The organism is Coleofasciculus sp. E1-EBD-02 (genome assembly GCF_040218245.1).
In the GTDB taxonomy this organism is placed as follows: domain Bacteria; phylum Cyanobacteriota; class Cyanobacteriia; order Cyanobacteriales; family Coleofasciculaceae; genus Coleofasciculus.
Genome location: NZ_JAVJQN010000087.1, coordinates 83,961 through 98,519, shown reverse-complemented (window position 1 = coordinate 98,519; position 14,559 = coordinate 83,961). Strand labels below are relative to the sequence as shown.

Annotated in this window: 16 protein-coding genes, 1 tRNA gene and 1 pseudogene; 8 read left to right on the top strand and 10 right to left on the bottom strand. The window is 44.4% G+C overall.

Features of this window, described 5'->3' with window-relative positions; translation table 11 throughout:
* A partial coding sequence (locus RIC07_RS14530) for a 5'-methylthioadenosine/S-adenosylhomocysteine nucleosidase family protein (RefSeq protein ID WP_446395142.1) occupies nucleotides 1-682 on the top strand: 682 nt, incomplete at its 5' end.
* A 49-nt stretch (nucleotides 683-731) separates the two neighbouring features.
* Nucleotides 732-3,899, top strand: a complete 3,168-nt coding sequence (locus tag RIC07_RS14525; RefSeq protein ID WP_446395141.1) for a HEAT repeat domain-containing protein — start codon at nucleotides 732-734, stop codon at nucleotides 3,897-3,899.
* Between the two features lie 105 nt (nucleotides 3,900-4,004).
* Here RIC07_RS14525 and vapC read toward each other — a convergent pair whose 3' ends face one another.
* The 6 genes from vapC to RIC07_RS14495 all read right to left on the bottom strand — a co-directional run bounded on the left by vapC (nucleotide 4,005) and on the right by RIC07_RS14495 (nucleotide 7,156).
* Nucleotides 4,005-4,424 carry a type II toxin-antitoxin system tRNA(fMet)-specific endonuclease VapC gene (vapC, locus tag RIC07_RS14520; protein WP_446395140.1) on the bottom strand — a complete coding sequence of 140 codons (420 nt, stop codon included), beginning with the start codon at nucleotides 4,422-4,424 and terminating at the stop codon, nucleotides 4,005-4,007.
* Nucleotides 4,409-4,747 (bottom strand): ribbon-helix-helix domain-containing protein, encoded by a 339-nt coding sequence (locus RIC07_RS14515; protein ID WP_446395139.1) that lies wholly within the window; start codon nucleotides 4,745-4,747, stop codon nucleotides 4,409-4,411. Before RIC07_RS14515 ends, vapC begins: the two co-directional genes overlap by 16 nt.
* Nucleotides 4,748-4,906: 159 nt before the next feature.
* Nucleotides 4,907-5,482 (bottom strand): Uma2 family endonuclease, encoded by a 576-nt coding sequence (locus tag RIC07_RS14510; protein WP_446395138.1) that lies wholly within the window; start codon nucleotides 5,480-5,482, stop codon nucleotides 4,907-4,909.
* A 248-nt stretch (nucleotides 5,483-5,730) separates the two neighbouring features.
* A complete protein-coding gene (locus RIC07_RS14505; protein ID WP_446395137.1) occupies nucleotides 5,731-6,207 on the bottom strand; it encodes a hypothetical protein in 477 nt (158 codons plus the stop codon).
* Nucleotides 6,208-6,242: 35 nt separating this feature from the next.
* Nucleotides 6,243-6,977 carry a nickel/cobalt transporter gene (locus RIC07_RS14500; RefSeq protein WP_446395136.1) on the bottom strand — a complete coding sequence of 245 codons (735 nt, stop codon included), beginning with the start codon at nucleotides 6,975-6,977 and terminating at the stop codon, nucleotides 6,243-6,245.
* 107 nt (nucleotides 6,978-7,084) lie between these two features.
* Nucleotides 7,085-7,156 (bottom strand) — tRNA-Val (locus RIC07_RS14495).
* A 46-nt stretch (nucleotides 7,157-7,202) separates the two neighbouring features.
* On the opposite strand from RIC07_RS14495, the gene RIC07_RS14490 reads away from it, so the two are divergent.
* Nucleotides 7,203-7,766 carry a metal-binding protein gene (locus tag RIC07_RS14490; protein WP_446395135.1) on the top strand — a complete coding sequence of 188 codons (564 nt, stop codon included), beginning with the start codon at nucleotides 7,203-7,205 and terminating at the stop codon, nucleotides 7,764-7,766.
* A gap of 157 nt (nucleotides 7,767-7,923) precedes the next feature.
* Nucleotides 7,924-8,439, top strand: coding sequence for a DUF6653 family protein (locus tag RIC07_RS14485; protein ID WP_446395134.1), 516 nt, complete (start codon nucleotides 7,924-7,926; stop codon nucleotides 8,437-8,439).
* A 35-nt stretch (nucleotides 8,440-8,474) separates the two neighbouring features.
* Here the strand turns inward: RIC07_RS14485 and RIC07_RS14480 are convergent, their stop codons facing one another.
* Nucleotides 8,475-8,834: a hypothetical protein gene (locus RIC07_RS14480; protein WP_446395133.1), complete on the bottom strand. Its 360-nt coding sequence runs from the start codon at nucleotides 8,832-8,834 to the stop codon at nucleotides 8,475-8,477.
* 89 nt (nucleotides 8,835-8,923) lie between these two features.
* Here RIC07_RS14480 and mazG point away from each other — a divergent pair, with 89 nt between their 5' ends.
* From mazG to ribBA, 3 genes are all read left to right on the top strand, one after another.
* The gene (mazG, locus tag RIC07_RS14475; RefSeq protein WP_446395132.1) at nucleotides 8,924-9,757 is read left to right on the top strand and encodes a nucleoside triphosphate pyrophosphohydrolase; all 834 of its coding nucleotides are present in this window, start codon (nucleotides 8,924-8,926) and stop codon (nucleotides 9,755-9,757) included.
* Nucleotides 9,703-9,945, top strand: coding sequence for a hypothetical protein (locus RIC07_RS14470; RefSeq protein WP_446395131.1), 243 nt, complete (start codon nucleotides 9,703-9,705; stop codon nucleotides 9,943-9,945). The genes mazG and RIC07_RS14470 overlap by 55 nt, the downstream gene beginning before the upstream one ends.
* Before the next feature lie 347 nt (nucleotides 9,946-10,292).
* Nucleotides 10,293-11,942: a bifunctional 3,4-dihydroxy-2-butanone-4-phosphate synthase/GTP cyclohydrolase II gene (ribBA, locus tag RIC07_RS14465; protein ID WP_446395130.1), complete on the top strand. Its 1,650-nt coding sequence runs from the start codon at nucleotides 10,293-10,295 to the stop codon at nucleotides 11,940-11,942.
* 45 nt (nucleotides 11,943-11,987) lie between these two features.
* Here the strand turns inward: ribBA and RIC07_RS14460 are convergent, their stop codons facing one another.
* On the bottom strand, nucleotides 11,988-12,179 hold the full coding sequence (locus RIC07_RS14460; RefSeq protein ID WP_446395129.1) for a hypothetical protein: 192 nt from the start codon (nucleotides 12,177-12,179) through the stop codon (nucleotides 11,988-11,990).
* A 491-nt stretch (nucleotides 12,180-12,670) separates the two neighbouring features.
* On the opposite strand from RIC07_RS14460, the pseudogene RIC07_RS14455 reads away from it, so the two are divergent.
* A pseudogene (locus RIC07_RS14455) lies at nucleotides 12,671-13,318 on the top strand (Uma2 family endonuclease).
* A gap of 125 nt (nucleotides 13,319-13,443) precedes the next feature.
* Here RIC07_RS14455 and RIC07_RS14450 read toward each other — a convergent pair.
* Together RIC07_RS14450 and RIC07_RS14445 are read right to left on the bottom strand one after the other, a co-directional pair.
* Nucleotides 13,444-13,596, bottom strand: a complete 153-nt coding sequence (locus RIC07_RS14450; protein ID WP_446395128.1) for a hypothetical protein — start codon at nucleotides 13,594-13,596, stop codon at nucleotides 13,444-13,446.
* A gap of 109 nt (nucleotides 13,597-13,705) precedes the next feature.
* Nucleotides 13,706-14,428, bottom strand: coding sequence for a hypothetical protein (locus RIC07_RS14445; protein WP_446395127.1), 723 nt, complete (start codon nucleotides 14,426-14,428; stop codon nucleotides 13,706-13,708).
* Nucleotides 14,429-14,559 lie beyond the last annotated feature (131 nt).

The window sequence follows — 14,559 nt, the reverse complement described above, 5'->3', positions numbered from 1 at the left end:
TTTCCAGCCGAACGTTATCCTATTCGTTGGGGTAGCAGGTGGACTCAAGGATGTCAAACTTGGTGATGTGGTAGCCGCAACGAAAGTTTATGGGTACGAGTCGGGAAAAGTTGTCGAAACTTTCCAGCCAAGACCTAATGTTAGCCAAGTTAGCTATCCTTTGGAACAGCGAGCTAAGGCTGAGGCTAGAAAGGAAGAATGGTTAGAGAGGATTCAAGGTTCTAGTTCGGACTTGGAACCGGAAGCTTGGGTTGGAGCTATAGCCGCAGGTGACAAAGTAGTGGCTTCAACCCATTCTGAAGTTTACCAGCAGCTACGTCAAAATTATGGTGATGCGCTAGCAGTAGAGATGGAGAGCCACGGTGTTCTTAAAGCTCTCCGCGCCAACCCGGAAATCAATGCGTTAATTATTCGTGGTATCTCAGATCTGATTGAGGATAAGAGCAATGCCGATGATGCTGGATTTCAAAAAATTGCTGCACGACACGCTAGTGCTTTTGCCTTCCAAATCTTAGCGAAGCTCGATATTAATAAGCTGACAGAGGAAAGGCAACCATCTGAGTCGGAAAGGAAAATTCGCTCAGCTAGTGAGAAGGTTCAGAAAGGAGCATCTTTCAGAGATGTGAAAGTTACTGACAGTCATGGTAGCACCTTCAGCATAGGAAACACTACTCAAAATTGAGAGAGAAAAGTCAAGCTCTCTCCCAAATTAAATTAAGGAAGCTAAAATCATGAGTGATAAATCTACCTTTTTATATGAACAGAGAGGAGCTTCTTTCGGAAATGTTGAAGTCATTGACAGTCATAGCAGCACTTTTAATATAGGGAATACTACTCAAAATACTTATTTACAAAAGCCCGACTTTTTCGAGCCAAGCCTAGAACAATTTGAGTCTCCTAATTTTGTTAGCCCTAGTCAGGGTATCATTCAAAAGTTTTTCGGATTTATTCAAGAAAAGCGAATATTGGCATTCGGTGGAGGAAATGATATCGATAAGCCTAGTTTAGCGAGGTACTTTGCATGGCATATTAGCAACCGTGGATATGAAAAACTACCTATCTTAGAGTGGCAGCGCAGTTCTGATCCACAAAGTATTGATGTGGAACTCCAAAAAGCCGAAGAAACCACAATTTTTCTTTTAAATCAGGTTTCGCCTCAAAATATTGGCTATGATTTATCCCGAATTCATAAGATGGCTGTTTCGAGACAGCATTATGTCATAATAACCACAGATATACCTATTGAAAGTTGGAAGCTATCTCCAGAAACCACTGAATTCTGGCAAAACTTGTCAGGGGCAGAACTCTATGATCAAAACAGTTTAGTTAAGGCTCTTGTTCAGGCGCTGAATAATACGACTGAATCTTTAAAGCAGGTATTGCTGAATGAAAATATTGAACCTGAAGATCAATGTATTGGAAATTTGACAGTCCACACAGTTGCTCAACAGTTACAGACTCCAGACAAAATTGCTCGTTTTGTACAACTTCTGGCTAAAGAGTTTGATAAAAACCAGGAATTACCCCAGAAAACAAAAGTCATTGAATTGATTAAAGAAATTAAAAATAACGAAACGGCATTAAATAATTGGTTCTATCAAATATTGGATTCTCGCGAACAATTGCTAGCTTTGGGATTAAACTTTTTTACAGGTTTGCTTGATGATCAGTTCTTTGCCGCGCTAGAAGAAATTGTAGAAAACGTTTGGCAGAAGCGTGATCCATCCTTACGCGCTCTTGATTACTGCGATTTAGATAATCTCCGCAATTTTTTCAATTTAAATCCGATAAACACAGAGACTGATCGAGCAAAAGTTGAAGGTTGCTTTCCCCAACAACGCCGAATGTTGTTTAAAGTAGCCTGGTCTAGTCATCGCAGGCAAATTCTTGCTGCACTAGCTACAATAGAAACTCTAGTTCAGAATTCGGTAGCTAATAGGTCTTTTGAACAGGAATTATATGGAACCTCAGCAAGATGTGAGCAAATTCGCCTTGTCTTAGGTGAAGCTCTAAGCGATATTGGTTGGATTTCTCCTACTGCTATACAAGACACCTTACGCCATTTAGCTGCAGATGAAGAACTAGAAGTTCAAGCAGTAGCTGCCTACGCAATGGCACGCTGGCGTGACCCAAACTATAACCGTGAACAGGAACTATTTGAAACGCTTCACAATTGGCAAAATGATCAACGTTTAATTAGCCAATTAAAAAGTATCCTGACTAATCAGGATGAGAAAACAACGAAGGAGCCACAAGACTATATTCGAGCTACTATTGCTCTAACAGTTAGTTACGCGGCTCTATACGACCCCCCTAATCAACTTCACCCAAAACTGTATGACTTACTCAAAAAGCTATCAGAAGATCCAAATAATTTAGTCCGCGATCGCTTTGGTTACCATACTTTACCTAGAGTGGCATCGTTACATCTTGTCCAATTGCGCGATATGCTTCATGACCTTACACTGAAACTAGACTTAATTCCAGCAATTAGCAGGAGTTTAGCATTCACTTACCAACTAAATCCTGAAGAAGTTCTGAGAACGCTAGAGTTGTGGATCAGCGAATGCTCAACAAGTAGATCCATAAATTTTACTGGTATAAAAATTACACGATATAATTGTTTGCTAGGAACTGTAGCATTAACTTATGGGCAAATTCGGTATGATGAAGGAATTAATCAATTTACCCCTGACCAAGGGTTTCACCGCTTACGAAATATCCTTCAACGCGAACGATATTCTTTCATCCGCCAAGTTGTTTTAATTGCCATTAAATTACTAACCATCCGATACTTTGAGCAAATCGAAGATCTGTTACAGGATTTAGTTGCTGAGGTCAAATCCAATGAGCGTAAAGAAATCGTCTATATACTAGGTGAAACTTATCTAAAACAGCGTGAAAACCTTTCAAATGGGGATGATGAGATTGAAATCAACGGTCATCGCTACTCGATTTGGAGGGATCTCAATCAGCGTCCTCGAACTGCTGTAGAAGAGGCAATGTTTCGTTGGCTAAAGGATAATTCAAAACCTGTGGCTCAACAAGTTGCAGAAGACACAGAAGTGAAGTTTTATGAGGTGCTAGATCAAGAAGAAGAGAAAAAAATTCAGGAGATACAAGACCGACAATCAAAGCAAGAATTGTACTCAAGAGAGAGTTGGGTTGATCCTGTTATTGTTAGTCAATCTAAGTCGGGTTTTTATCTCAACAAGTTAGTGCCATGGTTGGCAACCAAGAATGCAGAACGCTATCGCCCAGCTATCAGCAACCTATTGCCTAAAGCGTTTTGGCATTACCAATTACGTCGGGATATGATGACTTTTGTTCTTCGGAAGTGGAGTCATGTTTCAGATAATGAAGTAAAAACTATTTCAAGTCTTTTGAAATCTGCTTTACGGTGGGCAGCAATCCTTCCTTGGTTACTTGCCGTAGGGGGTGGAAGCTTACTGATGTTGATAATCGTTGTAGCAACGACTATAAAGTCAAATCTGTCTGAGCCTGATATAGTGCAAGCTCCAACTTCTCCAGAGCAACCAAATAACTCAAGAAAACCATCAGAAAATTTACCAGTGAATCCAGGTCAAATAGAAAATCCCTTTTATAAGGAATCTTTTCCAAAAACTGTATGTGGTGATCCTTTGCCCAAAGACCCAAATGTATATCCTGTAAATTTCTATCCTGTTTACATTGATTACAGCGAGAATAGTTTGATTAAGGTCACTTCAAGTTTTTGTCAAGATGCTCGGAAAAAGACCAGGGAAGAAACAGATAATCTATCTATACAAGTTGCTTCTTTCGCTACCATTGATCGTGCTGAAGCTTTTAAAGATTTCATGATAGATAATTTTGGTAGTGGTGAAATTGGAGAACCGACTCAAATAGAGTCCCCAAAGTAATTATGGAATAAGGCGTTTTTGGTTGGTCAGTTGTTTGAAGCTAGCTTGTAATCTTTGTCAGTTGTTGGTGTGATCGCGTCTCCGGCGGCGACAGTGGCGAACACTTCACACGGACAACTCCCAATCTTCCAGGCGTAGCCCTTCGACGCGACTAAATTCGCGGGTATTGTGGGTGACTAGGATTAAGTCGTTGGCAAGAGTAATTGCTGCAATCTGAAGGTCATTCGGACCAATAGGAGTCCCTAAAGCTTCTAGTCGCGCCCGGATACGCCCGTAGACTGCTGCTGCATTGCCATCAAAAGGAAGACTGACTAACTCGCTGAAAAACTCCTGATACAACGCCAAATTACTCTCCAGGCGAGTACCTTTATAAGCACCATAATAGAGTTCAGCTTTGACAATATCGCACAGCACGATGTCTTGCCGTGGAATAGTCATCAATTTCTCAACAACTGCTGAATTTCGACGAGTCAGATAGAGAATACACGTATTCGTATCTAACAGATAAATTACAAAAGTTCCCAAAGCCGCTGCTCATATTCTCCTTGTTCCCCTCGTGTCAATGGTTCCCCTTGCCACTTGCCTGCTGTCTTCTCAAAAAAACCAGGAGACCAGCCCAACTCTTCGGGTGTTTTAGGAATTGATTTTGTGTCAGTTTGCTTAAGGAGCTGTTGAAGACTAACTTCTACTTGGCGAGTAATTTCTTCTAACCACACTTTATAGTGTTGATCTCGCTGCTCTAATAATTGTAACCCTTCAACAATTACTTCATCAGCCGTTTGATATTGACCGCTTTTAAGCTTTTCTTGAATCAATCGTTCCGCTTCTGGTGTTAGGGTTATATTCATCGTCTTAATATCTCCACGTTGATCCCATGAAAAATTTGAAACCTTGATCGGTGACTACTGCCTTTATTTAATTTATTTTACTAACAACCCTGCTCTTTAATAATGATGTTTTTAACGGTCTCATGCTAGAAGACTTTGGCTGGTATATAAAAATAAATGTTAACCATCCAAAACCACCTGTAAATCCAGTACAAATCCCGGTAAAACCTCTTCCCCCGATAAACTCGTAGGTGACTCTAAAACCTCAACCTCCCGATTCGGTCGATAAATTTCAACCCTTTTATTCTTCGCATCAATCAACCACCCCAAACGCAACCCATTGTCTAAATATTCCTGTATCTTTTTGCGTAAAGGTTCCATATTGTCACTCTTAGAACGCAATTCGATCGCAAAATCCGGACACAGTGGCGGAAATGCTTCCTGTTGTTTGGGTGTCAAAGCATCCCATCGTTCTTGACTCACCCAAGACGCATCAGGAGAACGATCTGCACCATTAGGAAGCCGAAATGCAGTAGAAGAGTTGAAAGCAACCCCTAGTTTTGTCTGGCGATTCCAAAACCAGAGTTGTCCTTCTATATCAATATTCCGTTTTCCGGTAATTCCCCCAGTGGGTGGCATAATAATTAATTCTCCTATAGCTGTTCGTTCGAGTCGCACGTCGCGATTAGCCGCAGCGAGTTTCTCAAACTGTTCCTGAGTAACTTTTAGGGTTTGTGGGATAATAATTGGAATCATTGTTCGTTACAAGTCAAAAATGCGATCGCCTGTTTTTCTGCCTGTGGGCGCACGTCAGTCATCCGTGTCAACTTAAGAGTTTGTATGACTAGCGCTCAAAGTTTAGATCCCCCTAAATCCCCCTTAAAAAGGGGGACTTTGATTAATTTCTGGTTCCCCCCTTTTTAAGGGAGGTAGGGGGGCTCTCTGATTAAGTAAGGGTTTCAGCCTTAAGTTGATACTAATGAAGTCTGTGCGCCCCTACGAGGTTAACCCTTGAATTTATGGCTGATAAATTGACTACTAATGCCAAAACAAATGGCAAGCACCACGACAAGAATTTGACTGGCAAGATAGTGATGATGGTGAGGATGATCCTCCTGAATCTGGCTGATCGCCTCGACATCAATTCCGCGATCGCTCACCGGAATCGTTAACATATCCCAATGACTATCCTCACCAATCTCCACCTCCCACTCTCCACTGACGGAGTAGTCGGGTTCAAAAACAAACATCCCTTGTTCGTTTGTTCTTCCTTCAATCGGTGCATAGTCTGAACCCGCAGGAGGATGGACAATCACAGGCGCATCTTTAAACGCTTCTCCTGTGCTGAACAGCGATTGAAGTTCCAGGGACTTAATGTTTAAGTTATAGTTTGTTTCTACACCATGGGCGAAGGCTTGGCTGGGAAAGCCCAAAAGACTGACAAGTACCAGTAGGACAACAAAGAACTGTTTTACTTTCATTGGATATCTGTGAAAAGGTTGTGATTGATTTTGCCTCATAACGAGGTAGTGACTGAAACAACGGTAATACCAAAACCAATGATCATGATCACGATCGCACTCAAAATGGATAACTTCTGCAACACTTGATCCGTTTGTGGCAATCGCTCCAGCCACTGGCGAGCATAAATGGCGACGACACCCAAAATAACTAACACTGATGCTAACCCCAGACTAAACCCGCCCACCAAAAATAGCCCATAGCTAATCTGGTGTAGAGCCACAGCACTCAATAACATCACCAATGCAGAAGGACAAGGAATTAATCCCCCCGCAATCCCTAATTTAACCAGGGATGAAAGGCTAGTGGGTGAGTGTGCATGAGCGTGTGAATGACAATGGGAATCGGAATGCAGCCGCTTCCTCAGCAGGCTCAATCCGACGATACCAATGGTTAACCCGCTCACGAAACTCAGTATCGGATAGGATTGTTCAGGTAAGAAGTATTGAGATGCAAACAGCGCGATCGCACCCAAGAGAAAAATACTCAGCGTATGAGTAAAGGTTATCGTTAATCCGAGTAAAACCGCCTGCTGTGCAGTTCCTTGAGAGCCAATAAAATAGGCACTGACGAGGGTTTTACCATGTCCAGGGGACAGTGCATGAACCGCACCGAATCCAAACGCGATCGCAATCCCGATTAAAACCGTGCTTAACGTGGGTTCAGAGGCGATCAGGTTCGGCACAGAGGATGTGTGACTCAAGTGAGCTAAAATACACGCTTGTGACATGGGAAAACTGGGTGGGTAAGTTAGGCGATTATATCAAAACAGTACACCGGGTTCCCATCAAGTAGGGGCTTGGTTACCAAGCCCCTACAAGTGCTGTACAAAAAAAATGGGCAGTACTGGATTCGAACCAGTGACATCCTGCTTGTAAGGCAGGCGCTCTACCGCTGAGCTAACCGCCCGTGTATGTAACATACTTACTTAGGTTAACACTAAATTACCAAAAATATGCCCTCTGGTCAAATACACGATCGCATTACCTTATGGAGTCTCCCCCTTGTAACCGCTGTAACCCGCATCATGACTAGGAATGGGGACTTAACCCTGATCGTATCTGGAGGCTTTTTTTTTAGTGGACTCATGTTCAGCCCCGACTTAGATCTCTACTCACGCCCCTTTAAACGCTGGGGGTGGCTGCGCTGGATTTGGCTACCTTACCAAAAGGTAATGCGCCACCGCTCTATTTTTTCCCACGGATTTATCCTGGGGACTACGATTCGTATCCTTTATCTGGGGAGTTGGATCATCGCCCTGGCGGGAATCGGATTCGCGATTCTATACCTATTCCAAGCTGTACCCTGGACTGGGGAAGAGTTGAAACAACAAATCACGCGATCGCTCCTCGATTATCAAGCCCACTGGATTGCTTTATTTATCGGCTTAGAACTCGGCGCTATCATCCACTCCATTAGTGATTGGACGAGTTCCACCTACAAGCGCTACCAGCGTCAAAAGCAAAAACCGCGCCGTAAATCAACTAAACGCAAACGAACCTCAAATCGACGAACTTGACGCTTCTGAGATAAGTAGTCGGACAACAGAAAACGGTACTGTACCAAGTTTTGTAAATCGCCCTCAAACCCTTACTGTTCCCTGTTCCCTGTTCCCTGTTCCCTGTTCCCTAATCTCGACCGTTAACTTTAATTGTGTCCACCTACTTATAACAACCATGACTCTAGAAAACAAAATTTCTCAACTGTTTCAGATGGATGAAGCTACATGGACACGTCATGCTAATCCTTGGAGTGTCTGGACACGCAACACAGTTTTACCTTTGCTCATTCTAGGCATTTGGAGTCGAATTTGGCTAGGTTGGTGGTCTTTGCTTTTGGTTGCAGTGGCGTTACTTTGGAATTGGGTAAATCCACGCCTCTTTGCTCAACCAGAAACAACTGATAATTGGGCATCTAAAGCCGTGTTTGGCGAACGGGTTTGGATGAATCGAGATACAATCCCCGTCCCCACCCGACATCAAACTATGCCCAATATCCTCACGACAGTAGCAGCAATTGGTACAGGTTTTGTGGCTTGGGGCGTCATTGAACTTGACATTTGGATCACGCTGTTTGGTGTCGCGCTAATCTATGCCGGAAAGCTGTGGTTTCTGGATCGCATGGTCTGGCTTTATGAAGATATGAAAGACACTAATCCTGAATATCAAAGCTGGCTTTATTCGCCAAAATAAATTTAAGTTTGGGGAACAGGGAACAGAAGTTAGCCTCAAATCGATGAGGCTTGGGCTTGCTGAATACGTTCTGCCCAAAAGTCATTTTGGTCTAACGTTAGGACAATTTTCTGGTAGGGTTCATCTTGTAGTGCTAGTACGAGATAATTGCGATCGCTCGTCACATACCAAAATTCTTTCCCCCTAGAACTGTAGTAGGTTCCCGCCTTAATCACTCCCGGTAACGCTGTACCGGGGGCGCGAATTTCTGTCCAACTGCTAGGGGGTTCATCAGTGGTGACGCTGGTAATATGGTTGAGGGGGATTTGCCACCCTTTATCTAAGGTGAACGCCCAAAGTTGCTCATACCATTCCAGTTCAATGCGGAGTTTCTGATCAAAAATAGTTAGATTCATAGTTACCCGATAGAACCGCTTGAGGGATTGTCCCTATAGCTTAACCAAAATGCCTGCATTCTCGACCCCTTACATAAGGCATAAGACAAATGACGAATGACAAAGGACAAATGACAAATGCCCTACAACAGCTTATCGATGTGGTTGCCCAATTGCGATCGCCTGATGGAGGCTGTCCTTGGGATCTTGCCCAAACTCCGGAGACGTTGACCCCTTATGTGATTGAAGAAGCCTATGAAGTGGTGGATGCGATTCGCCGTGGCAATCCCCAAGCCATTGCCGAAGAATTGGGTGATTTACTGCTTCAGGTCGTCTTACAAGCGCAAATAGCCGCCGAAGTCGGTGACTTTACTCTAAAAGAAGTGGCAGATGGCATTACCGAAAAACTCATCCGTCGTCATCCCCACGTCTTCGGTGATGTCAATGTGCAAGACGCCGAAGAAGTCCATTACAATTGGGAACAAATCAAAGCTGCCGAAAAAGGAGAAACCCCAGCCGAGGCACAACGGTTGAGTCGCAAACTCCAGGGATACGCCCGGAAACTTCCTCCCTTAATGGCAGGGATGAAAATGTCTCAAAAAGCCGCCGCCGCCGGGTTTGAATGGAATGATGTGGATGGGGTTTGGGCAAAATTTGAGGAAGAATTAGCGGAGTTCCATCAGGCAATTGCCCAGGAAGGGAAAGAGGAGCAGCAGGCAGAATTAGGAGACTTATTGTTTACACTAATTAATGTCGCCCGTTGGTATGACCTTGATCCAGCCACAGCGCTGCAAGACACCAACCAACGGTTTATCCAGCGTTTGTCTGGGATGGAAGCGATCGCGACTCGTTCCTTGTCTGAGTATACCCTGGATGAATTAGAGCAGCTTTGGCAACAAGCGAAAGCCGCATTGAAACAGTCACAGATGAGGGAGAGGGGGTAGTAAGGGAAGCTGGGGGAGCTGGGGGAGCAGAGGGAGCTGGGGGAGCTGGGGAAGCTGGGGGAGCTGGGGGAGCTGGGGGAGCTGGGGGAGCTGGGGGAGCTGGGGAAGCTGGGGGAGCTGGGGAAGCTGGGGGAGTTGGGGGAGCTGGGGGAGCAGAGGGAGTAGAGACGTTCCGGTGGAACGTCTAGAAGCTGGGGGAGCTAGAACCTTTGGCACAAACCCATAACTTAACTCAACCCGCCCTTCTTGAAGAACTCTGGCATCTGTGAATTCTCTACCCAGATAAACGGGATACAATCGAAAAGTAACTCACGCTATAAATTTAGGGTTGGAAATTGACCAGACTTTAACGCCTCCCTGAATTTGGAGACAGCCGCCAGTTAGGTGGTGATAGCCTGTGGACTGGAGGATGCCGACATCGCCAGAATGAAGCAGGAAGTAAACGGCATATTTTACCACTTGTTGGTAAATTTGTGTAAGTTTTATGTAACGGTCTAGCACTCGCGCTTTTGACGTGGAATCGCCTGAAACTGTTTTGTTTGAATTCAACTCGATAGATGAAGCCCTAGCCGATCTCAAAGCCGGTCGCGCTTTGGTTGTGGTTGACGATGAAAACCGGGAGAACGAAGGGGACGTAATTTGCGCTGCCCAATTTGCTACACCAGATATGATTAATTTCATGGCGGTGGAAGCCAGGGGCTTGATTTGTCTGGCGCTGATGGGAGAACGCCTCGATGCCCTGGATTTGCCGTTAATGGTAACTAAAAATACCGATAGTAATCAAACGGCGTTCACGATTAGCATTGATGCAGCATCCCATTTGGGGGTGACAACGGGTATCTCGGCAGAAGATCGGGCGCGAACGATCCAAATTGCGATTAATCCCCACACTAAACCCTGTGATTTACGACGTCCAGGTCATATTTTCCCGATCCGCGCTAGAGAAGGAGGTGTCCTCAAACGGGCGGGTCATACGGAAGCGGCGGTGGATTTACCGCGATTGGCAGGTTTATACCCAGCCGGGGTGATCTGTGAGATCCAAAATCCCGATGGGTCGATGGCGCGTTTGCCGCAGTTGATTCAGTATGCCAAGCAGCATAATCTTAAACTGATTAGCATTGCCGACTTAATTAGTTACCGCCTAGAACACGATCGCTTTGTCTACCGGGAAACGGTGGCTAAATTGCCGACAGAGTTTGGCACGTTTAAAATTTATGGCTATCGCAATACCTTGGACAAAACAGAACATGTGGCAATTGTCAAGGGAGATCCGGACACGTTCCAAGACCAACCCGTGATGGTACGGATGCACTCAGAATGCCTGACGGGAGATGCTTTGGGTTCCCTGCGCTGTGATTGTCGCCAGCAACTCGAAGCCGCTTTAAAAATGATAGAGACGGCGGGTCAAGGGGTACTGGTGTATTTGCGCCAAGAGGGACGCGGGATTGGTTTGGTGAATAAGCTGAAAGCCTATTCCCTCCAGGATATGGGACTGGATACGGTGGAAGCGAATGAACGCTTGGGATTCCCGGCGGATCTGCGTAACTATGGGATGGGGGCGCAGATGCTTAATGATATTGGCGTCAAAAAAATTCGCCTGATTACCAATAATCCGCGTAAGATTGCTGGATTAAGGGGATATGGGATTGAGGTGGTCGATCGCGTCCCCCTGTTGATTGAATCCAATGACTATAATTCGATCTATTTAGCAACCAAGGCACAGAAATTAGGGCATCTGTTGCTACAAACCTATTTAGTCACTGTGGGAATTCAGTGGTTAGATGCGCCGCAACCGGTGACGGAACGGTATGAACGACTGGAAAAACTGCGACATTTAGCGGAAAGCCATAACCTATTGTTACAGGAAGAAGCCCGTCCTGTGGCGATCGCACTATTTGGGAAACCGTCTTTAATCGTTCACCTGGGCTTTGATCAAGCTAATCTGGCAGAACCCGACTGGTACAAGGATAGCCATCATCCTTACTGCGTTGCGATCGCGAAAATCTTAGATACACTCAGCACTTGGTCGCAACTGGGACGTCTAGAATTTCTAGTGTCTACTGGAGTCGATCCCCTGCTTAGTTTACAAGTTCAGCTTGATCGGCAAATGTTCTCGCTGAGTCAGTGTCCCTCCCGTGTATTTGAGCATTTAACCACGCAAAAAATCTACAGTTTTGAGCGGTAAGGGTTATTTGTCATTTGTCTTATGTCATTTGTCTTATGTCATTTGTCATTTGTCATTTGTTAGGGAACAGGGAACAGGGAACAGGGAACAGGGAACAGGGTAATGGGCTATAGAAATTTTGTCTACCATCTCCCTCATCTCCCTCATCTCCCTCATCTCCCTCATCTCCCTCATCTCCCTCATCTCCCTCATCTCCCTCATCTCCCTCATCTCCCCCATCTCCCTCATCTCCCTCATCTTCCCCTGCTTCCCCTGCTTCCCCTGCTTCCCCTGCTTCCCCTGCTTCCCCTGCTTCCCCTGCTCTCTAACTCCACCACAAGACTTATTCAGCAGACCCTAGCTAGCATTGCTATAACCCGTTGTCAACCCGTATTTTTGATGATTTATGGAAACTAGAGACCGGAAATTCCTGAATTTTACGGATTTTTGATCGGTGTCCTTGAACTTACAATTGAAATCAAACAGAAAATGCTGAGTCTCTCCCGGTAAGCTATTGGTAGCTACCGGGAGATTTTGTCTAAAACAATATAGCGGTTTGCGACTTGGTTGAATACTGTGCGGGTTTTATACCAAGTTGCCGTCTAATGTAGAACTTTCTTTTTCCCCCATCTTCCCATCACCCCCTCACCCCATCTACTCTATCTGCTATCTTTGAACACAACTTGGTATTAGTACAGGTGAAGTGATTGCCCTAACATAGAAGCAGGTTAACCCGAAGGTAACTATAAATGGTAACATTACAACTCAAACAGTTAAGTATTCCTCTAGGACAGCGGATTATTTTAACTGATGTAAACTGGTCAAAATTCGAGGATATTTTGCAAGAACTCGGTAAAAAACGAGCGACTAGAGTAGCTTACTATCACAGTAAATTAGAAATTAGGATGCCATTATCAGAACATGAGTTTGATAAAGAAATTATTGGTGACATGGTAAAGATTTTGCTAGAATAATTGGAGGTTGACCGCGAATGTTACGGTTCAACGACGTTTAAGCGCCAGGATATGGCAGCAGGAATCGAGCCAGATAATTGTTTTTATCTTCAAAATCATCGTTTAATGATTGGCAAAAGACGATTAGATTTAACCGTAGATCCACCCCCTGATTTAGCCATTGAGGTTGATGTTACTTCCAAAACACAACTGAGTGCTTATGCCGCTTTGGGAGTGCCGGAGTTATGGCAGTTTTCTCAGGGAACTTTAAAAATTAATGTACTGCAAGCGGGTGATTATGTTGAATCTTCTTTGAGTCCTACTTTTCCGAATTTCCCGATGATTGAGGGGGTTTCACAATTTGTCCAAATGAGTTTGATGCAAGGTTCAAGTGTGGCTTTAAAAGCTTTTCGGAAGTGGATTAGGGAGAGAATTGAACGATGATATAAGTAGGTGGGGACAATTAAAGTTAACGGTGGGGATCGTCATTCGTCATTCGTCATTCGTCATTTGTAAGGGTTTGAGGCTTGTTAACATAACTTAACATGGTTGAGTTTATTTCCACCAACCTACTTAGCGCTAGGGAATAGGCAATAGGCAATAGGCAATAGGGAATAGGCAATAGGCAATAGGGAATAGGCAATAGGGAATAGGCAATAGGCAATAGGCAATAGGCAATAGGCAATAGTAGTGCTATACCTAATCGGGGCGGGTTTAGTCACATCTTGTGTGCAACCAGAAAGATAGTCGTTAAACCCGCCCCTACATATACGCCAGGTGGGTATATATCTACGTTGTCGGTTGGGGATTTAAAACTGATGGTTGGCTAAACTAGTGGTTGGCTAAACTAGCAGGATAGGATTGCGCCGAACGTTGGACAATACGACTATCAAGCTTTTGGGCAACATCGCCAACTTGAATTAATGGCATTTGTCCATTCAGATACATCACCCCAGTGAACGCAATCATCCCACCTCGGCGAAAGGTTGCCATGTCTAATTGTAGGGGGGTTCCTTCCATATCGATGCCTAAAGTAAAGCCTGTTGAGGTATCTGCAAAGTTATTCAATTGTGGGAGGGGTTTGTATTCCAAAACGTTAATTTCTCCCATCCCTTGCAATCGTTGCTTCAGTTGGCTAACCAGTAACTGTTGAATTTCGGGTTGTTGTAACTGCTGTACATTGGTATCAAAGTTTACCCAATCTTGTTCGCTAGACAGGGGACTGGTAAATCCCAGCACAATTTGAAAGCTTTCGGGATTGACAAAGGCAAATAAATTTTCTGGGTTCAGGTTGGCTTCCTGGAATTGCTGGGTTAACAGTCTAAATTGAGAGGCAAGTGAGGCGGTTAATTCGGGGGGAAGTTCCTGGAACCCCTCAGGTAAGTCTTCGAGTAACAGCTTGATATTGCTAGAGGTGGAGGCTTGGGAAATGGTTTGGGGAACTGTTGAGGATGCAGGGGAGACTGGAGTTAGGGGTATATCAGCATTAACTGGATTGCCTGTGAATAGGATGCCACTCAACAAGCCTAAGCTTAAGGAAATTCTCTTGATCATCTTACAATCAGCAAGGGGACTCCCGCTATGGTAGCAAAATTAAGTAGTCCTTTGTCCTTTGTCCTTTGTCCTTTGTCCTTTGTCCTTTGTCCTTCGTTAGGATAATGTTCTCTGGAAAATAACTACGGGTA